Annotated in this window: 18 protein-coding genes and 1 pseudogene; 11 read left to right on the top strand and 8 right to left on the bottom strand. The window is 69.5% G+C overall.

All coding sequences use genetic code 11. From position 1 onward, the window contains the following. Positions 1-57: 57 nt before the first annotated feature. From P3G67_RS15610 to P3G67_RS15600, 3 genes are all read right to left on the bottom strand, one after another. Positions 58-996: an NAD(P)-dependent oxidoreductase gene (locus P3G67_RS15610; RefSeq protein ID WP_276094028.1), complete on the bottom strand. Its 939-nt coding sequence runs from the start codon at positions 994-996 to the stop codon at positions 58-60. 78 nt (positions 997-1,074) lie between these two features. Beyond that, on the bottom strand, positions 1,075-1,830 hold the full coding sequence (locus P3G67_RS15605) for a class I SAM-dependent methyltransferase (protein ID WP_276094027.1): 756 nt from the start codon (positions 1,828-1,830) through the stop codon (positions 1,075-1,077). A 413-nt stretch (positions 1,831-2,243) separates the two neighbouring features. Continuing rightward, the gene (locus P3G67_RS15600; RefSeq protein ID WP_276094026.1) at positions 2,244-3,170 is read right to left on the bottom strand and encodes a helix-turn-helix transcriptional regulator; all 927 of its coding nucleotides are present in this window, start codon (positions 3,168-3,170) and stop codon (positions 2,244-2,246) included. A gap of 252 nt (positions 3,171-3,422) precedes the next feature. On the opposite strand from P3G67_RS15600, the gene P3G67_RS15595 reads away from it, so the two are divergent. Both P3G67_RS15595 and P3G67_RS15590 read left to right on the top strand, forming a co-directional pair. Continuing rightward, positions 3,423-4,862 carry an MFS transporter gene (locus tag P3G67_RS15595; RefSeq protein WP_391858267.1) on the top strand — a complete coding sequence of 480 codons (1,440 nt, stop codon included), beginning with the start codon at positions 3,423-3,425 and terminating at the stop codon, positions 4,860-4,862. A gap of 201 nt (positions 4,863-5,063) precedes the next feature. After that, positions 5,064-5,210, top strand: a pseudogene (locus P3G67_RS15590) (helix-turn-helix domain-containing protein); the annotation flags it as partial. A gap of 93 nt (positions 5,211-5,303) precedes the next feature. On the opposite strand, the gene P3G67_RS15585 reads toward P3G67_RS15590, so the two are convergent. Both P3G67_RS15585 and P3G67_RS15580 read right to left on the bottom strand, forming a co-directional pair. Further along, positions 5,304-6,095 carry an alpha/beta fold hydrolase gene (locus tag P3G67_RS15585; RefSeq protein WP_276094024.1) on the bottom strand — a complete coding sequence of 264 codons (792 nt, stop codon included), beginning with the start codon at positions 6,093-6,095 and terminating at the stop codon, positions 5,304-5,306. A 26-nt stretch (positions 6,096-6,121) separates the two neighbouring features. Further along, positions 6,122-6,580 carry a cupin domain-containing protein gene (locus tag P3G67_RS15580; protein ID WP_276094023.1) on the bottom strand — a complete coding sequence of 153 codons (459 nt, stop codon included), beginning with the start codon at positions 6,578-6,580 and terminating at the stop codon, positions 6,122-6,124. 126 nt (positions 6,581-6,706) lie between these two features. Between P3G67_RS15580 and P3G67_RS15575 the strand changes: the two genes are divergently transcribed. Beyond that, a complete protein-coding gene (locus P3G67_RS15575; RefSeq protein WP_276094022.1) occupies positions 6,707-7,354 on the top strand; it encodes a TetR/AcrR family transcriptional regulator in 648 nt (215 codons plus the stop codon). A gap of 644 nt (positions 7,355-7,998) precedes the next feature. Here P3G67_RS15575 and P3G67_RS15570 read toward each other — a convergent pair. Further along, the gene (locus tag P3G67_RS15570) at positions 7,999-8,136 is read right to left on the bottom strand and encodes a hypothetical protein (protein ID WP_276094021.1); all 138 of its coding nucleotides are present in this window, start codon (positions 8,134-8,136) and stop codon (positions 7,999-8,001) included. A gap of 641 nt (positions 8,137-8,777) precedes the next feature. On the opposite strand from P3G67_RS15570, the gene P3G67_RS15565 reads away from it, so the two are divergent. The 4 genes from P3G67_RS15565 (at position 8,778) to P3G67_RS15550 (ending at position 13,273) form a co-directional block, all read left to right on the top strand. After that, positions 8,778-10,667: an asparagine synthase-related protein gene (locus P3G67_RS15565; RefSeq protein WP_276094020.1), complete on the top strand. Its 1,890-nt coding sequence runs from the start codon at positions 8,778-8,780 to the stop codon at positions 10,665-10,667. Then, positions 10,664-11,140: a lasso peptide biosynthesis B2 protein gene (locus tag P3G67_RS15560; RefSeq protein WP_269857359.1), complete on the top strand. Its 477-nt coding sequence runs from the start codon at positions 10,664-10,666 to the stop codon at positions 11,138-11,140. The genes P3G67_RS15565 and P3G67_RS15560 overlap by 4 nt, the downstream gene beginning before the upstream one ends. Continuing rightward, the gene (locus tag P3G67_RS15555; RefSeq protein WP_276094019.1) at positions 11,137-11,397 is read left to right on the top strand and encodes a lasso peptide biosynthesis PqqD family chaperone; all 261 of its coding nucleotides are present in this window, start codon (positions 11,137-11,139) and stop codon (positions 11,395-11,397) included. Before P3G67_RS15560 ends, P3G67_RS15555 begins: the two co-directional genes overlap by 4 nt. 106 nt (positions 11,398-11,503) lie before the next feature. Continuing rightward, positions 11,504-13,273 carry an ABC transporter ATP-binding protein gene (locus P3G67_RS15550; protein WP_276094018.1) on the top strand — a complete coding sequence of 590 codons (1,770 nt, stop codon included), beginning with the start codon at positions 11,504-11,506 and terminating at the stop codon, positions 13,271-13,273. Positions 13,274-13,526: 253 nt separating this feature from the next. Here P3G67_RS15550 and P3G67_RS15545 read toward each other — a convergent pair whose 3' ends face one another. Then, complete coding sequence (locus tag P3G67_RS15545; protein ID WP_269857362.1) at positions 13,527-13,748, bottom strand: hypothetical protein; 222 nt, start codon at positions 13,746-13,748, stop codon at positions 13,527-13,529. A gap of 19 nt (positions 13,749-13,767) precedes the next feature. Between P3G67_RS15545 and P3G67_RS15540 the strand changes: the two genes are divergently transcribed. The 4 genes from P3G67_RS15540 (at position 13,768) to P3G67_RS15525 (ending at position 16,514) form a co-directional block, all read left to right on the top strand. Beyond that, the gene (locus P3G67_RS15540) at positions 13,768-13,935 is read left to right on the top strand and encodes a hypothetical protein (protein ID WP_276094017.1); all 168 of its coding nucleotides are present in this window, start codon (positions 13,768-13,770) and stop codon (positions 13,933-13,935) included. Positions 13,936-13,994: 59 nt separating this feature from the next. Further along, on the top strand, positions 13,995-14,525 hold the full coding sequence (locus P3G67_RS15535) for a GNAT family N-acetyltransferase (protein WP_276094016.1): 531 nt from the start codon (positions 13,995-13,997) through the stop codon (positions 14,523-14,525). A gap of 391 nt (positions 14,526-14,916) precedes the next feature. Continuing rightward, the gene (locus tag P3G67_RS15530) at positions 14,917-15,120 is read left to right on the top strand and encodes a cold-shock protein (protein ID WP_069779708.1); all 204 of its coding nucleotides are present in this window, start codon (positions 14,917-14,919) and stop codon (positions 15,118-15,120) included. A gap of 542 nt (positions 15,121-15,662) precedes the next feature. Continuing rightward, positions 15,663-16,514 (top strand): glycoside hydrolase family 19 protein, encoded by an 852-nt coding sequence (locus P3G67_RS15525; protein ID WP_391858266.1) that lies wholly within the window; start codon positions 15,663-15,665, stop codon positions 16,512-16,514. 209 nt (positions 16,515-16,723) lie between these two features. Here P3G67_RS15525 and P3G67_RS15520 read toward each other — a convergent pair whose 3' ends face one another. Next, positions 16,724-17,479: a dienelactone hydrolase family protein gene (locus P3G67_RS15520; protein WP_276094014.1), complete on the bottom strand. Its 756-nt coding sequence runs from the start codon at positions 17,477-17,479 to the stop codon at positions 16,724-16,726. Positions 17,480-17,498: the final 19 nt, after the last annotated feature.

Here is a 17,498-nt window from a genome sequence, read left to right as displayed (position 1 = left end):
GGCTCCCGGCAGCGGTGCGGTTCATGTGGTCGTGTGCGGTTCCGCTCGGTCATCGGGTCAGGCGACCCGCCGGACCGTGCCGGTGTCCCGCCCGGTCGTGGCGAAGGCGAGGGCGGCGGTCAGGAAGCGGACGACGGCCTCGTCGGTCATCCACGCCATGTGCGGGGTGGCCAGCACCCGTGGGTCGGTGCGCAGCGGGTCATCCGGCGGCAGCGGCTCGACCTCCGCCACGTCGAGGGCGACGCCGCCGACCAGGCCGGCGGCCAGCCGACGGCGCAGCTCCGCCATGTCCAGCAGGCCCGCGCGGGCCGTGTTGACCAGCAGCGTTCCGGAGCCGAGCAAGGCGAGTCGGCGGGCGTCGATCAACTGCCGGGTGCCCGGGCCCTGACGCAGATGGAGACTGACCGCGTCCACGCCGCCGAGCAGGGTGTCCAGGGGCAGGCGCCGGACCCCGGCGGCCCGCGCGGTCTCCTCGTCCAGTGATGGCGACCAGGCCGCGACCCGCATCCCGATGCCCTGCGCCAGCCGGGCCGTCCGGGCACCGATGCGTCCCCAGCCCACGATGCCCAGCGTCTTCCCCGTCAGCTCCCGCCCCGCGGCCGGGATGTCACCGGCGGCGCCGACGGCGCTGGGGATCCGGTGGGCCAGCATCAGCAGGAGAGTGATGGCGAACTCGGCCACCGAGTCCGCCGCCAGCCCGGGAGTGTCGTACACCTCGATCCCCGCTCGCTGAAGGACGGAGATGTCGGGACCGCCGTGCGGCCCAGCCACGACGACCCTCCTCGGCCGCTCGGCCAGCAGCGCCTCGGCGGCAAGCGGTGGCGCATGGAAGAAATGGAGCACCGTATCCGCGCCGCGGATGCGTTCTTCGAGGAGTTCGGGCGTCGGGCACGGGTCGGTGAAGACCTTTACCGAGGCGCCGCCGGGGCAACTACGGACGAGTTCCGATAACCGCGGATACCCCCGGCACTCGGGCATGACAACGCGTTCCCCCATGGCGTTTCCCCCTAGATACGCATCCGCTCCGCTTCGTTCCGCGGCCGTTCCGTCGCGGCACGCGGCCGTGGCGGCCTTTTACCGCACCGCGAGCCGGACCCGACAGGTCCACCACCATGTCTTCTGCTCGGTGATACGGCGCTCGGCGACCTCGCGCAGTCGGGTCAGGCCCAGTTCGTCCTCGCTGACGCCTTCCTCAAGGAGTGCGACGACTCCACCCTGGCTCGCGGCGACGGCGACGAAACGCTCCGCGGAGCCCGATTCCCTCATGTGCAGGCACACTTCGTTCACGTGCCGGAAAAGGCCGCTGTGACGCAGCCGCTCAAGGTGCTCGCTCTTGGGCGCGAAAGCGGGACGTAGGCCGCGCTCGGCCTCCAGCGCGTTGTGGGTCGCCTCGAACTCCCGGTAGGCGGCGTCCACTTCGGGATCGACGGCCGGCGGCCAGTCGAAGTCGAAGGCGGCGAGGACCGCTCCGGGCCGCATGATGCGGGCGATCTCCGGGAAGGCCCGCGCGGCGTCGAACCAGTGCAGCGCATGGCTGACCGTCACGATGTCGGCGCACTCGCCGGGCAGCCCAGTGTCCTCCGCGGAGCCTGCGACGACGCGCACCCCACGTCTGGCGGCTATCGCCCGCATCTCGGCGGACGGCTCCACACCGGTCACCTCGGGCCAGATGGTGCACGACAGACCGGTGCCGCAGCCGATGTCGACGACGGACGGCTCCGCGACCCCGGCCCACTGCCGGAGCATGTCCGCGAGCTCCTGCGGCGGACGCGGACGAACACGGTCGTATTGCTCCGCGAAACCACTGAAGCGGTCTGCGGAATCAGGCATTACCTGCGTCATGAAAGGGATGCTAGCACCGGATAATCGAGTTAATCCAGAGTGGCGAAGGACACAGGAAAGCGGAATGTTCTGAATCGCGGAAAAGTCGGATTCGGGGCGGAGTTGCTGAAGTGACCTGGAGCGACTGAACGTGAGTAGTTGAATTACTGGTAGCCGAGAATGTCGCCGCGGCCAAAAGTGTACCGGGCGTCCGGATTAGCGTGTACCTCTCCCCGGAAACGGGCTCGGAATGAATTCTGTTCCGATTTCCGCTGGCGTCCGTCATGAGTGGTGGAAGGAAAGGGCAGCCGGGACGGCACCACGAAGGACCGGCGGAACAGGGCGACAGGCCGGGCGAACCGGAATGCTCACCGCTTCGGACGGGCGCCTCACCATGGGCGAGTCCGCCGGTCAGCAGAGCGTCATGGCGCACCCCGCTCGGCGGTCGGTTCGCCGGCACCGTTCCGCGCCTGAGCCGCGTACTCCCAGGCCGTCGGGGCGAGCGGGGACGGTCGGCGGGCGAGGAGCAGCAGGGCGTCGTGGTCCCGGGTGTGAGGCGCCGCCTGGTAGACGACCAGTCGCTGGCCGTCGCTGCGAGCCACGTCGAACGCCTCGTAGGTCAGTGTCATGGAGCCTGCCACCGGATGGTGGTACACCTTGCGTCCGTTGGTACGGGTGCGTACGTCGTACCGCCGCCACAGATCCGCGAACTCCGGGCTGTGCTCGGAGAGTTCGCTCACCAGCTCCTGAAGCTCCGGCGCACCGGGATGCAGCACGATCGCCGTGCGCAGGTGCGCGACCACGCCACGGGCGACGTCGTCCCAGTTCCCGTACAGCTGCCGGGCGGCCGGATGCAGGAAGGCGTAACGGGCGGTGTTGCGACGCCGCTCCGGCCACTCCTCGATGCCCGGGAACAGACACAGCGCCGGGTCGTTGGCGGCGAGCAGGTCGCTGGAACGGCTCAGGACGCAGGCCGGGTAGGGCAGCACGACGTCGAGCATGCGGCGCACCTCGTCCCGCACCGTGCGTGACGCCCGGCGCTGATGCGCCTGTCCGGCCACCTCGTGCGGCCGGGAGCGGGAGAGTTCGGTCAGGTGCCGGTGCTCGTCCTCACTGAGCTTCAGCACCTGCGCGATGGCCGCCAGTACCGCCCCGCTCGGCCGCTGCTGCTTTCCCTGTTCCAGGCGCCGGTAGTACTCGATGCTGACCCCCGCGAGGATGGCGACCTCCTCGCGGCGCAGTCCGGCGGTACGTCGGATCCCGGCGGACGACGGTAGGCCGACCTCTTCCGGCGTGATCCGGCTGCGCCGGGTCCGCAGGAACTCCCCCAGTTCGGTTCTGCTGCCCACCCGTGCAGTATGCATCGACACGGGCCGCGGTTGGGGGGCCTTGTCAGGGCCCCCCAACGGGGGTCTCCCCGGGCAGGGGCGCGGGCGGCAAGCTGAGGGCGCGCCGCGAACCCTGCGGCGGCTACCGGATCCGCGCGGGCCGCGCGGCAAACCACGGGGGAGCGACGGGAAGTGACGCACGGACGGGGGCGCGGACGCCCGCTACACAACGGTGAGGGGGCAGTCTCCGTCGAGGTTCGTGACGGTGCGGGACTGGCGGAACGCGACGTGCGGCGTCGCCGCCTGGTGCTCGCCGTCTGCTGCACCAGCGTCTTCATCGGCAACCTCAACAACACCGTGCTGAACGTGGCGCTCCCCGCGATGCAACGCGATCTGCACAGCTCGCTGTCGGGCCTCCAGTGGACCACCGACGCCTATCTGATCGTGCTGGCCGCGCTGTTGATGCTGGCAGGCTCGGCCGGTGACCGGCTCGGTCGCCGCCGCGTCTTCCAGACCGGGCTCGCCGTGTTCACCCTCGGCTCCCTGCTGTGCGGACTGGCACCGGGCCTGGGCTGGCTGACCGCCTTCCGCGTCCTCCAGGCGATCGGTGCCTCGATGCTCAACCCCGTGGCGATGTCCATCATCACCAACGTCTTCACCGAACCGCGGGACCGTGCCCGCGCCATCGGCGTGTGGGGCGCGGTGATGGGGGTCGCGATGGCCGCCGGGCCGCTGGTAGGGGGCGTACTGGTGCAGACCGCGGGTTGGCGCTCGATCTTCTGGCTCAACCTGCCCATCGGACTGGCGGCCCTGGTGTGCGCCGCCCGCTTCGTCCCCGAGTCCCGTGCCGCCGCCCCGCGCCGGATGGACCCGATCGGACAACTCCTGGTCATCATCCTGATGGCCACCTTGACCTACGCCATCATCGAGGTGCCCGCCACCGGTTGGAGCGCTCCGGCGACCCTTGGCTGCGCCGTCGCGGCCGGAGCCGCGCTCATCGCCCTGATCCCCTACGAGCGGCGGCGCCCCGAACCCCTGGTCGACCTGCGGGTGTTCCGTAGCGCCGCGTTCAGCGGAGCGAGTGCCATGGCGGTCTGCTCGTTCTTCGTCCTCGGCGGATTCCTCTTCCTCAACACGCTCTACCTCCAGAACGTACGAGGGCTGAGCGCGCTGGCCGCCGGGGCGTACCTGCTGCCCATGGCGGGCATGAACATCCTCACCTCGCCCATCTCCGGCCGGCTGACCGCGGCGTACGGGCCGCGCCTTCCGCTGCTGCTCGCCGGCGCCGCCACCACCGGCGGCGGCCTGCTGCTCGCCGCCGCCGACGCGGAGACCCGCAACGTTCTGCTCTTCCCCGCCTACTGCCTGATCGGGATCGGCGTGGGCCTGGCCAACACCCCGGTCACCAATGCCGCCATGGCCGGCATGCCCCAGGAACAGGCCGGGGTGGCCGCCGCCGTCGTCTCCACCTGCCGGCAGTTCGGCCAGGCTCTCGGCGTCGCCGTTCTCGGCGCCGTCCTCGCCGCCGGCCTTCACCACGGCACCTACGCGGGCTTCGTCGCGGCCGCACGTCCTGCCTTCTGGCTCGTCACCGCCTGCGGCGCCGCCATCCTCGTCCTCACCCTCCTCACGACCACCCGCCCCGTCGACCGCGTGGCGGCGTCGCCGCGGCAGCAGGCCGCCTACGCCGCCGGGACCGAGACGGGCTCCTGAACAAGGGGCCCACCCTTGCCGTCGGCCGCTCCGCCCCCGAGGGAGCGGCCGACGGCCACCTCCCGCATCCCAAGTCCTTTTCTCGGTCGCATATCGGCAGCAGCCGCAGCGCGGCGAAGTGTTCGTCATCGTCAGGGGGCTGCTCCCCGTGCACACGCGCATGACCCCGCCGTCGGATCGCGTGGTCCGCACCCTGCGAGCGTGGTTGTCGCGGAACACAGGCACTTCGGGCGAGCGGCGGCCGAACTGCACCCGGCCCAGCCGTCGTTGAGTCGGCAGGTCCAGCGGCTTGAGCAACTGCTTGGCGCACAGCTCATGGAGCGTGGCCCGCATGGCACCAAACTGACAGCTGCCGGGCGGATGGGCGCGTCCTCGCCAACGGCGAGGCACGCGGCCCATGCGGCCGGGTTCGGCAGCGCCGGACACGCGGCACTCCCTGGTTCAGGCGTGAGGCCCGGCGAAGTCCCAGACCATGGACAGGAGTTGGGTGGGCGACTCGATCTGCGGCAGGTGACCGGTGTTGTGCAGCAGCTCGAAGCCGGCGTGGGGGATGGCGGCGGCGAAGGCGCGTCCGTAGTCGGCGTCGACAACCTGGTCGCTCTCGCCCCACACGACGAGGGTCGGTCGCGTGACCTTGGCCAGCCGCTCGCGTAGGGAGGGGTCGCCCGCGGCGTGCGGGCCCTGGTAGATCGCGAGGGCGGTCCGGTTGGCGGCCATCACCGCGCGGGCGGCCTCGGGGAGGGTGGCGGGGTCTATGGCGAACTTCGCGGGGTCGTGGAAGGAGAGCTTGGACAACTCGGCGGGGGTCAGGGGGAAGATGTCGGCGATGGGATGGCCGGGAACGGTGATGCCGACGGCGTTGACGAGGACGTGGCCACTGATCCGGTCGGAGCTGAGCAGCGCCAGTTCGGCGGCGATCCAGCCGCCGATGGAGTTGCCGACGATGGTGACGTCGTGCAGGTCGAGTTCGTCGAGCAGCCGTGCGTAGGCCTGGGCGAGGGTGGGGATGTCGGTGAGCCAGTCGGGCCGGGCGGTGCCGCCGAAGCCGGGGTGGACGGGAGTTATCACCCGCGCGGGCCGCTGCTCGGCGAGGAGTTGGCCGAAAGGCGCGATCGTCTGCGGGCCGCCGCCGCCGCCGTGCAGCAGGAGGAACGAGCGGCCCTGCCCCTGGTCGTCGACGGTGATCGCGAGATCGCCCTCGGCGAGGGCGAGGGTGTGGACGGTGCTGGTCATCGGGTTCTCCTCGTTGGTGTGGGGCGTTACGCGAAGTCGGTGGCGGGGACGGTGGCGTATTGGCCCATCGCCTCGATGGTCGCCTGCGCGGTCAGCTCCTGGCCGCTGGCGATCATGTCCCGCAGGTCGCGGAAGTAGTTCACGTACAGGTCGGGCGTGAAGGTGTTGAGCATCACGGCCGGCTCGTCGCCGAGGTTGGCGAAGGTGTGCGGGGCGCCGGGCGGGATCATCGCGAGCGTTCCGGCCGGGGCTACATGGGTTGTCTGCCCGATGGTGAAGTGCACCGTTCCGGCCACGACGTAGAAGCCCTCGTCGTGTTGGGCGTGGCGGTGCTGGGGCGGCCCTTCGGTGTGCGGGGCGATGGTGATCTCGCCGATTCCGAGACGGTGCCCGGTGGTGCTGCCGTCTTCGAGGATGCGCATCTGTGTCGGCCCCAGGTGGATCGTCTCGCCATCGTCCGGGCCGACCACGGAAACCTCGTTCATCGCCGAGCTCCTTCGTGAGAGTTGACTTTCATGAAGGTAGGGCACTCATTCTCGTTGTGCAAGTGTGCTCTCATAATGAGAGGGCGCCAATAGGATGGTTGCGCAGAACAGAAGGAGGCCGCACCGATGACGACGCAGCCTGGCACCGGCCGCACCAACCAGAAGAAGCGCACGCGTACGGCGATCGTCGGGGCCGCCGGTGAACTCATCCGCACGGGCCGCGAGGTGACCATGTCCGACGTCGCGCGGTCGGCGCGGGTATCCGAAGCCACCGCCTACCGGTACTTCCCCGACCTCCCCTCACTGATCAGCGAGGCCCTGGCCGGTGCGTGGCCGTCCCCCGCCGAAGCGCTCGCACCGGTCGCGGGCCGCGACGACCCCGTCGAACGCGTCGCTTTCGCCTGTGAGTTCCTGCTCCGCGGCGTACTCGCCCGCCAAGGGGCGGTGCGCGCCATGATCTCGGCCACCATCACCCGGCCCGAAGGCGCGGCCACCAGGCCCGGCGTCCGGTTCGGACTGATCGACCACGCGCTCGCACCCCTGCGGGACGTGCTCGGGACGACAGACCCCGAAGCGTTTGCCCAACTCAGACGAGATCTCGCCGTGACCGTCAGCGCCGAAGCCCTCTTCTCCCTCACCGACCTGTGCGGACTCACCCCCGACGACGCCATCGCCAGCGTCGTACGCACCGCCACCACCCTCACCGAGGCCGCACTCGCTCACGGGCGGGGCGCCCGATCGCACGACCGCTCCAACAGCGGTCGCCAACCATAAAAAGGTGTCTCCGGCCGAAGCCGTGAGCGCGCTGTCATGCATAGCGGTCAACTCGGCAGCGACGGCAGGGGGATTGGGCGCGCACGGCGGAACTCCGACCGGCTGAAGCCACTGAGGCGGTGAATCCGCGGGAACTGCTCACATCCCTGTGGTACGGGCCAAGAGGCCGCATCCGTCGGTGATGTCGCCTCCGCGTGTGGCCTGGCGCGAACGTATGCGGCGACGATCGGTGAGGCCGACGGTAAAGGCACCGCCTCTCAAGCCGGATACAGCGGGCGTAGTTCTCGCAAGTGCACGGAATCGGCTACGACTTGGTGACGTGGAAGCGCAACGCCTTCGGGCTTGCCGCCGCAGTAGGGAAGACCGGACGTCGCCCCTCGGCTTGCCCGCGGGAAATCCCGCGCTACGGGACGACCTTGGCAGCGTGTGGTGTGTAAAGCGGTAATCCCTGATCTGGCCAGTCAGGGGACAACCGATATAGCGCCCCACCGTGGGGCAGGGCGGGAAGAAGGATGTTGTGCGATCCCGGCCCTGCTCCGGAGGATTTCGCCCCTGCTGCGCTGCCGCAGGGAAAGTTGGGGCGAAGTCCGGTGCAGGGCCGGGAACGACGACCGTCGACCGGTCAGCCGACGCCGCTGTCCGCGCTAGCGGGGCTTCTTGAAGCCCAGGGTCGTGGCGTCCTTCTTCGTGTAGATGGTTCCGTCCGTGTCCTTGGTGAAGTGGCCGACCTTGGCGACGGCGGGAGGCGTGTAGCGCTCGGGCAACTGCTTGTTCCTGGTCATGGCCTTCTCCCTTGTAGCTCGGTTGAACCTGGAATGACGTCAAATCATGTAACCGCCCTCCAATCAGAGGTGTCCACTTGGGCATTGCAACTTCCGCCATCCTGAGCGGACTTCACTGCCACGCGCGTGGATCGGCTAGGCGCACGGGCCGACCGGTTCATGTGGCTGTCGAGCATGGCTGGAGAAGGTCCAGGCCAGGTCCCACGAGGCGCATGGTGCACTGCGAACGCTGTCCGCAACAACCAGGAGCCTCGTGCGTCACTCCGCCCTCTCAATTGCTACTTCACCTGGCGGGGGAGGGGCGGGGGAGATCCGGTTGCCGCCATGGAGCTTGACTTATTGTATGTATGCCGTGATTCGCGGACTCGGTCTGATCGGTTATCGGAACGGATCCTTTTGCTCTTTTGTCGTCACGGTAATTGGCGCGATGTCAACTTCGACCAGTTGCCAGACCTTCCCCCGGTGGGGCACGGTTTTGCGGCGGCGCGGGACAGTGCGGGGCCCGCCCCTTGCCCGCGTGCGGCGTGGTGTCGCCCCCTACGGTCCGGCGCTGACAGGGCAGTCGTATGGCCGAGTGGGATCGGTGGCCGGGCGGGTGGACGCGATGCCGACGGGCGGATGTCGCCATTGATACCGGGTGGGTGAGGCATGTGCAATCGCTGAACGACAACCTTGTGGTCTTCCCGGACTCCCCAGGCGGCGTTTGGGCTCACCGCCAGGTCGATGCGGGGGCGCCGCAGATGGTGCCCCATGCTTCCGGGCGGCCATGGCTGGTCGGTTCGTGGGCACCGGAGGATCTGGTGGTGGCCGACGCGGGCCCGGTGCGGGTGGCCGTGTACGGCCCGGAATCGATCACGCCGAATCGGCTCTCCGAGCTGGTCTCCCCGATGCGCGGCCTGCCGGACCTGGACCGGCTGGCCCGCCGGCTTCCCGGCAGTGCACATGTGATGGCGTCCGCCCATGGTCAGGTGCGGGTCCAGGGCACCGTCACCGGGACCCGCTGCGTGTTCACCGCCTGTCTGGGTGATGTTCCGGTCGCCAGTGACCGAGCCGACGTGCTGGCCGGGATCGTCGGCGCGGAGCCGGACGAGGACCTGCTCGCGGCGGGCGTGACGTACGGGATGCTCTTCACGCCACTGAGCGAGCGCAGTTGGTGGCGCGGCGTACGCCAAGTGGCCGCGGACTCCTGTCTGTTGCTCCCCGGCAACGGCCCCGCGCGCACGGCGCGTTGGTGGCATCCGCCGGAGCCGAACGTTCCGTTGGCGCGGGGAGCGGCCCGGGTGCGCGAGAGTCTGCGGGAGGCCGTGGCCCTGCGACAACCCCGCCGGGGCAGGCTGTCGGCGGACCTGTCGGGCGGCATGGATTCCACCTCGCTGTGCTTCCTCGCGGCTGAGCACCGCCCCGAGCTGCTGACCTTTCGTTGGATCGGCGGCAGTGCGATCAACGACGACCCGCTCTACGCCGCCCAGGCCGCGCGCTCGCTGGAGCACGCCGAGCACCTGACCATGCTGGAATCCGACGCTCCGCCGGTGTTCTCCCCGCCGTACTGGCTGCCGGACACGGAAGCCCCGCGGGCTGCCACCCGCGGGATGAACGCGATCCGCACGGGGATCCGACTGCTGGTCGAGAACGGCTCCACCCGACACCTGGCCGGGCACGGAGCCGATGAGCTGTTCACCGGCAGCGCCGCCTACCTGTACACGCTCTTTCGCCGCCGACCGGTGACCGCCCTGCGGCAGCTGCGCGCCCATCGGGCGCTGAGCCGCTGGCCGTTGGCGTCCAGCCTGGCCGGTCTGCTGCGGGGAGAAGACCTCGGCGCGTGGTGGCGGCGGTGCGCCGACGACCTCCGCCGCCCCGCGCCGCTACGCCCGGCTCCTGCGCTCGGCTGGGGAGAGCGGCTCCCGGCGACGCCGTGGGCCACCGGGGACGCAGTGAGGACCACGCGGACGCTCTTCTACGACGTGGCGGATCAGGTCGCCCCGCTGGCACCTGACCGAGGACAGCACGAGGCCCTGACCGCCCTGCGAAGCGCAGGGCCTGTGCTCCGGCTGGTCTGCCGTGAGTACGCCGCCGAGGGGCTGCGCTTGGAACTGCCCTACCTGGATGACCGGGTGGTCGAGGCCGTGCTGTCCATCCGTCCCCATGAGCGCTACACCCCCTGGCAGTACAAGCCGGTGCTGGCCGCGGCGATGCGCGGCCTCGTGCCCGACGTGATCCTGGACCGCACCACCAAGGGTGACTGTGAGGAATCCGTCGACCGAGCGTTGCAGCAGCATGTTCCCGACCTGCTGGAACTGTTCGCGGGCTCGCTCCTGGCGCGCCGCGGCCTGATCGACGTGGCCGGTATGCGGACCACCTTGCTCACACCGCCCCGGACCGGAGACGTCTGGTCCGCCCAACTGGAGGCGACGCTCGGCGCCGAACTGTGGCTGCGGGAGATCGCGGTCCGCCCCACGGCGGCACTCGCCGGCTCCACACGCGGCGGCGCCCGCCACCTCCACCGAGTGACCGAACCCGAGGAGACGCCGTGACCAGTCCCCCCTGCGCGCTGCCGCCCCGTATCCGCCTGCCCCTGCACCGGCGTGTGCTGCCGCTGACCGCCGTGTCCATCGCCTGGCCCCTGGCCAAGCTGCCCCCCAAGTACCTGCGCGTCACACTCGAAACGCTGCGCGTCGGCGCACGTCCGGGCACCGCCGCACAGGCGTCGGCGGCCCGCACCGCGGTCGTCGCGGTCAGCCTGCACTGCGCCGTCCACAACTGCCTGCAGCGGTCGATCGCGGCGGCCGTGCTGTGCCGCTTCAAGGGAGTGTGGCCCACCTGGCAGGCCGGCGTGCGCACCACGCCCTTCGCCGCCCACGCCTGGATCGAAGCCGACGGCCAGATGATCGACGAACCGTACCCCGACGGCTACTACCGGCCGCTGCTCACCGTCGCCCCCAACGCGCCCAGGCGAGCGGCCCGTTGGCCGCTGCCGCGCCGAGACCGTGCTCGGAGGACCCCATGACGCTACGCCTGACCGCCCATACGGTCACCACCGAAACCGATGACGGCGCGGTGCTGTTGAGCCAGCGCACCGGAGACTACTGGCAGGTCAACCACACCGGCGCCTACGCGCTCCAGTGCCTGCTGGCCGGCCACACCGTGGAGCAAGTGGCCGAGGAGTTCGCGGCACGCTACGACATCGCACCGGCCCAGGCGCGCGAAGACCTCACCGCGCTGACCGACCAACTCCGGTCGTCCGGGCTGGTGGAGGCCGACTGACAACCGGCCCCGGCCTGCGGTGCCCTGCGCGGTGCCGGCCGTCCCGCCTCGAACTCGCTCGTCGTGACGGCCCGGGCGCCGGGCTGGAGAAGGAGCCGCGCACGCGATGCTTCGACACCTGTGGGCGCTGACCCAGGGGCAGCGGCGGCCCCTGGCCGCCGCCCTCCTCCTCACCCTGGCCGCGGCAGCCGTGGGCGTCGCGCAGCCCCTGGCCGCCAAGGCAGTGGTCGACGCGCTCACCGCACACCGGCCGCTCCTGATCCCCGTCACCGTCCTCGTCCTGCTGCTGCTGGCCCAGGCGCTGGTCGGCGCCTTCGCCGCCTTCCTGCTGGAGCGCACGGGTGAGCGGTTCGTCCTCGGCATGCGCACCAGGGTGTTCTCGCACCTGCTGCGGGTCCGGATGCACGCCTTCGACCGCTTGCGCGTGGGCGACCTCATGGCGCGCGCCTCGACGGACGTGGCCGTCCTGCGCGACGCGCTCACGCACCTCTCCGTCCAGATCGCCACGAACCTGTGCGTCGCCCTCGGCAGCGTCGGCGCCATGTTCGTGATGGATCCCGTCCTGATGCTGCTCATCCTGTGCGTGATGCTGGTCGGCAGCCTTGTGATCAATGGGCTTTCGGCGAGGATCGGCCGCGCGTCCACGACGCTGCAGAACGCCGTCGGAGAGATCTCCGCCGGACTGGAACGCGCGCTGTCCGCCCTCCGCACCGTCCGCGCCAACCGCGCCGAACAACGCGAGATCGACCGTCTCACCACCCTCGCCCACCGGGCCTACGACGCCGCGGTGCACAGCGCCCGGCTCACGGCGACGATCGCCCCCACGGCCCAGATGGCCATCAACGCCGCCTTCGTCCTGGTCCTGCTGATCGGCGCGGTCCGTGTCGACGAAGGGGCGCTCCCGCTCGGCGCCCTCGTGGCGATGCTGCTGTACGCCACCCAACTCGGCGGCCCCATCACCGAGTTGATGGAAGGGGTCGCCTCGGTGCACCGGGCCAAAGGCGCCACCGACCGCATCCAGGAGGTGTACGCGCTCCCCATCGAGGACAGCGCCAACGCGGCGACCAGCCGCGGCCCACTGTGGCGGCACCCACCCCAGCGCCCGACTTCGAGTGCGTCGCTGGAGATTCGCGATCTGCGATTCGGCTACAGTCCCGACGCTCCGGTGCTCCGGGGACTGTCGCTCTCCGTCCCGCACCACGCGCTCGTCGCCCTGGTCGGACCGTCCGGAGCCGGCAAGTCCACCACCTTCGCACTGATCAACCGGTTCTACGAGCCGTGGAGCGGCAGCATCCGCATCGACGGGCAGCCCGCCACGGATGTCGATCTCCAGGAGTGGCGCTCGCACATCGGCTGGGTCGAACAGGACTGCCCCCTCCTGCACGGCACCTTGCGGGACAACCTGTGCTACGCCGCTCCCGACGCCACCGACGACAGGCTGTGGCGGGCCCTCGACCTCGTCAACCTGACCCAGAAGATCCACCGGCTACCGGCAGGGCTGGACACCGACGTCGGCGAGCGCGGGGCGCGTCTGTCCAGTGGCGAACGCCAGAGAATCGCCATCGCCCGAGCGGTACTGGCCCGCCCCCGGCTGCTGTTGATGGACGAACCCACCGCTCACCTCGACCCTGCCAACGAGGCCGCGTTGACGGTCAACATGCACAACCTGCGGCAGGAGTGCGCCCTTCTCGTCATCGCCCACCGAATGTCCACCATCGAGGCGGCTGACACTGTCGTCATGCTCTCGAACGGCACGGCTCAGGCCACAGGCACGTACGCCGAGCTCCTGCGCACCCACTGCGGATTCCAGCGGCTCGTCGATCGCTCTGCCGACGTCGACGGCTCATGTCGCCCTTGGCAGCCAGGCGTACGCTGAAGGGCTCGGCGAGTAGGCGATCAGTCATCGGGCACGCCCGGCAAGGCGGTGCTGCCGTCGGTGCGGATGCCGTCCGGCCTCTGATCCGCGCCGGACGATCCTGTGGGCGACTAAGCCTCCTGTGCTGCCCCCACTCCCGTGGTGTCCGGCAAGGGGCCGTCGTCGGAGGTGGCGACGTTGTCGTGGCGAGCGGGAACACCGTTCGAGTGCCGGGGGCGACGTGCGGCGGTTGGTCCCGGCGCCGAAACGGGCCTCAGAGCTTGGTCAGCTTGCCGTACGGACTCGCTATCCGTACCTGTGGTGAACCGAAGTCGACAAGTACCGCGACCTCGTCCTCGACACCGATCACCCGGCCGAGGCCGAACTGGTCGTGTGTGACCCGGTCTCCTACCGCGAAATGCTTGGGAGGCGACGTGACCGGGGGCTTGAAGGGGCTTGACGGCAGGTGGCGCCGGGCTACGGCTGGCTTTGTCATTGCTCTCAGTATGCGCCCGATGAGCGAGCTGCCGCTCCGCGCGGGCGAACGAAACCAAGTCGAGACCTCCTCCGGCAACCACTGCTCGTCCGGTTTCGCCTCCCCGAGCCGCCGAAGCTGCGGCCCCGCCCCCAGCTCGACGGGCTCGTACCGCTCGGCCCGCTGCCCCGGCATCGCCGCCTCCTGAGGGCGGCAGGCCGGGCACTGGTTCTCGCCGGGGCCCCTGCCTTCGACAGAATCGGGGTCATGACTGAGATCCTCACCCCCCGCCTGCTCCTTCGCCGCTGGCATGACGACGACATTGCCTTCATGGCGGAGATCAACGCGGACCCGCAGGTCATGCGCTGGATCGGCGACGGTTCGGTCCGTGATTTCGACAGCACTGCGGAGGCCGTCGAGCGGTGGGAGGAGGAGTGGGACGAGGAGGGCTTCGGCCTCTTCGCCGTCGAGCTACTGGCCTCAGGCGAGCTGGCCGGCTTCGTGGGCCTGTCCGTACCGGAGTTCCTGCCGGAGGTACTGCCCGCCGTGGAGATCGGCTGGCGGTTGGGCCGCCAGTTCTGGGGTCAGGGGTACGCGTCCGAAGCAGCCTGCGCCGTGCTGGAGTTCGCGCTCCGAGACCGTGGCCTTGACCGTGTCATCAGCATCGCCCGCGTGGGCAACGACGCCTCCGAGAACGTGATGCGCAAGCTCGGCATGCTGCCGGAGCGTGAAACGACGCATCCGGTGTACGGCCTTCCGCTGCGCGTCCACGCCATCGATCTCACGGAGTTCTCGTAACCCGGCCAGGCCACGGCAGCCATCGTCCCCTCATCTCGCGCCGACCCGCACACGGCCCCTGGGCCACCCGCGCTGGACTCCCCGCGCGGCCCGTGCTCGCGGACGCGAATACCTATTGCCGAGGGTGCAGAAAACAGTGCGATGGCCGGTGAGGTTTTATGGCCCAGCAAGTGAGGCGTGGAAACCTGCCGTGCTCAGCGGCTCGCTCCGTGCTACTGTCGATCGCAGTTGCAGTTGTGGTTCCCAAAGTCTTCAAGTGCTCCTGCCGGCTCTCCATGCCGGTGGGTGCGCTTTTGTACCTCCGGTGTTCATTCCGGACGGGGCAATCATCGCGGCGACGCGGAGCTCGCAAGGTGCGGGCTCCGGGCACTGCCCCCGAAGGAGATTCAATATGGCATCTGGCACCGTGAAGTGGTTCAACGCGGAAAAGGGCTTCGGCTTCATCGAGCAGGACGGCGGCGGCGCTGACGTCTTCGCCCACTACTCGAACATCGCCACGCAGGGCTTCCGTGAGCTTCAGGAAGGCCAGAAGGTGACCTTCGACGTCACCCAGGGCCAGAAGGGCCCGCAGGCGGAGAACATCGTTCCCGCCTGACGCTGACGCGTACAACGTGGCTGGGGCCCGCACCTTTGGGTGCGGGCCCCAGCCACGTTGCTTTTGTTGACGTCGAAGTCCAGAAGGAAGTTCTTGAAGCCGCCGGTGCTGATCAGCAGTTCGTAGCCGGACTCGCTGTCCGCCCGTTCTCCGCCAGCAGGTTGACTGGTCGTCAGTTCGCCGCGCCGTACCTCGCGCAGACCTTCAAGGTCGACGACCGGACCGGACAGGCGCATCGCGCGGGTGACCCCCGGCGTCGGTGAAGTCGGCCGTCGCCCTTCGCCCTTCGCCGACGTGCACGCGGCACTTCTGAACCGCTTACGGGGCCGGGGGCGGTGAATCAAGACACGCCACCCGCCAACTCCCGGTCACATCACCGGAACTGGAGAAGCTTTACCGGTCACCGCCTTGACTGGTCCAGACCAGCGCTAGTTGAGTTGTGCGCGCTTGTCGAGCCAGATCCCCCCACGCCGCAAAGGAGTGATCACGTGCTGAAACGGCGCGTCACAGGTTTACTCGCCGCCCTCGCCGTGGCCGCCACCATGGCAGTCGCCCTCCCCGCGTCCGCGGCCACCGCCTCGGCGGCCCCGCGCCAGGCGCTGAGCTGCGGCAACTACCCCGACTGGGTCGCCGGCAGGTCATACGTCACCGGGGACATCGTCAGATACACCAACGGCCAGTACTACCGGGCCAGCCACGACAACCCGGGCTATGACCCCACCATCAGCACCTGGTACTGGGACCCCTACAGCTGCGATTCCGGGCCCGGTTCTTCGGGATTCGTGGTGAGCGAGGCCCAGTTCAACCAGATGTTCCCCAACCGGAATCCCTTCTATACCTACAGTGGACTGACCGCCGCCCTCAGCGCGTACCCCGGCTTCGCCACCACTGGCAGCGACACCGTCCAGAAGCAGGAGGCGGCGGCCTTCCTCGCCAACGTCGCCCACGAGACCGGTGGTCTGCAGTACGTGGTGGAGCAGAACACATCGAACTACTCCCACTACTGCGACTACAGCCAGCCCTACGGCTGTCCGGCCGGGCAGTCCGCCTACTACGGTCGCGGTCCGCTCCAACTGAGCTGGAACTTCAACTACAAGGCGGCCGGGGACGCCCTCGGCATCGACCTGCTCGACAACCCGTACCTGGTGCAGAACGACTCCGCGGTGGCGTGGAAGACCGCCCTGTGGTTCTGGGACACCCAGAACGGCGCGGGCAGCATGACCGCCCACAACGCCATGGTCAACGGTGCCGGCTTCGGGGAGACCATCCGTAGCATCAACGGCAGCGTGGAGTGCAACGGCGGCAACCCCGCCGAGGTGCAGGACCGCATCAACTACTACCAGAGCTTCACCCAGATCCTCGGCACGCCCACCGGCGGCAACCTGGGTTGCTGACCCGGTCGCAGGTGCTCCGAAGTCGAGCGTGTCGCTGCCGCACCCCGGGTGCGGCAGCGGCCACGTCCGCACCAAAGGCCGACGGACAGAGACAAGACCCAGCGCCGGTCCCGGTGATCAATCACGAAGGCCGGAAGGGATCCCGGACGTCGTGCCCGCGTGGCGCGAGGCGGCGCTGGTTCCAGTGCGCCGTCTCGCGCGACTGCCCGTCAGAGCCTGCGGCCGAAGAGATCGAGCAGCGCCGTCCAATGGCGTTCGGCGGCATCAGGGTTGTAGGCGGCGGTGTCGGCTTGTGTGAAGCCGTGCTGAGCGCCGGTGTAAACCTCGCAAACGTGGCGCACGCCCGCCTCGGTGAGCGCCTTCTCGAAACGGTCGATCTGCTCGGGCGGCAACGCGTGGTCCTGGTCGGCATGGCCGAAGTACAACTCGGCTTTGACACGGTCGGCGAGAAGGTGCGGGCTGTCAGGTCCGGTGGTGGCCAGATTCCCGCCGTGGAAACCAGCTGCCGCGGCGACCTGGTCCGGGTAGCTGGCGGCGGTGCGCAGGGCCAGGACCGCGCCCATGCAGTAGCCGGTGATGCCGACCGGCCCACTCGTGGTCGTGGGGGAGTCGGCCAGCCAGCGCAAATAGGCCTGGGCGTCGCGCATCGCCAGTTCCGGAGTCAGCGACTGCACGACCGGCATGATCTGCTGGAAGATCTCCGGGCGCTGCGTCACGTCGATGAAATCGGGCAGGTCGAACAGTGGAGCCCGCCCGTGGCGGTAGAAGACATTGGGAACCAGGACGGTGTAGCCGGCGGCGGCGAGTCGGTCGGCCATCTGCTTGAGGTTCGGGCGCAGCCCGAAAGCGTCCATGTAGAGCAGGACTGCGGGGTGCGGGCCGGTGCCGTCGGGATGTGCCAGGTAGGCGTCGGCAGTGCCGTCCGGGGTGGGAACGTCCACGGATGTTCCACGCACAGCGGTCATCTGTGAAATCCTCTGCTTT

The sequence above is a fragment of the Streptomyces silvisoli genome, from assembly GCF_029269905.1.
Lineage (GTDB): Bacteria > Actinomycetota > Actinomycetes > Streptomycetales > Streptomycetaceae > Streptantibioticus_A > Streptantibioticus_A silvisoli_A.
This window is presented reverse-complemented; position numbering and strand designations above follow the sequence as displayed.

Bases quoted from the DNA above. Each gene is read 5' to 3' on its own strand.
- P3G67_RS15610 (WP_276094028.1), bottom strand. From the start codon at position 996: ATGGGGGAACGCGTTGTCATGCCCGAGTGCCGGGGGTATCCGCGGTTA.
- P3G67_RS15605 (WP_276094027.1), bottom strand. From the start codon at position 1,830: ATGCCTGATTCCGCAGACCGCTTCAGTGGTTTCGCGGAGCAATACGAC.
- P3G67_RS15585 (WP_276094024.1), bottom strand. From the start codon at position 6,095: ATGACCAGCACCGTCCACACCCTCGCCCTCGCCGAGGGCGATCTCGCG.
- P3G67_RS15580 (WP_276094023.1), bottom strand. From the start codon at position 6,580: ATGAACGAGGTTTCCGTGGTCGGCCCGGACGATGGCGAGACGATCCAC.
- P3G67_RS15575 (WP_276094022.1), top strand. From the start codon at position 6,707: ATGACGACGCAGCCTGGCACCGGCCGCACCAACCAGAAGAAGCGCACG.
- P3G67_RS15570 (WP_276094021.1), bottom strand. From the start codon at position 8,136: ATGACCAGGAACAAGCAGTTGCCCGAGCGCTACACGCCTCCCGCCGTC.
- P3G67_RS15555 (WP_276094019.1), top strand. From the start codon at position 11,137: ATGACGCTACGCCTGACCGCCCATACGGTCACCACCGAAACCGATGAC.
- P3G67_RS15550 (WP_276094018.1), top strand. From the start codon at position 11,504: ATGCTTCGACACCTGTGGGCGCTGACCCAGGGGCAGCGGCGGCCCCTG.
- P3G67_RS15545 (WP_269857362.1), bottom strand. From the start codon at position 13,748: ATGACAAAGCCAGCCGTAGCCCGGCGCCACCTGCCGTCAAGCCCCTTC.
- P3G67_RS15540 (WP_276094017.1), top strand. From the start codon at position 13,768: ATGAGCGAGCTGCCGCTCCGCGCGGGCGAACGAAACCAAGTCGAGACC.
- P3G67_RS15535 (WP_276094016.1), top strand. From the start codon at position 13,995: ATGACTGAGATCCTCACCCCCCGCCTGCTCCTTCGCCGCTGGCATGAC.
- P3G67_RS15530 (WP_069779708.1), top strand. From the start codon at position 14,917: ATGGCATCTGGCACCGTGAAGTGGTTCAACGCGGAAAAGGGCTTCGGC.
- P3G67_RS15525 (WP_391858266.1), top strand. From the start codon at position 15,663: ATGGCAGTCGCCCTCCCCGCGTCCGCGGCCACCGCCTCGGCGGCCCCG.
- P3G67_RS15520 (WP_276094014.1), bottom strand. From the start codon at position 17,479: ATGACCGCTGTGCGTGGAACATCCGTGGACGTTCCCACCCCGGACGGC.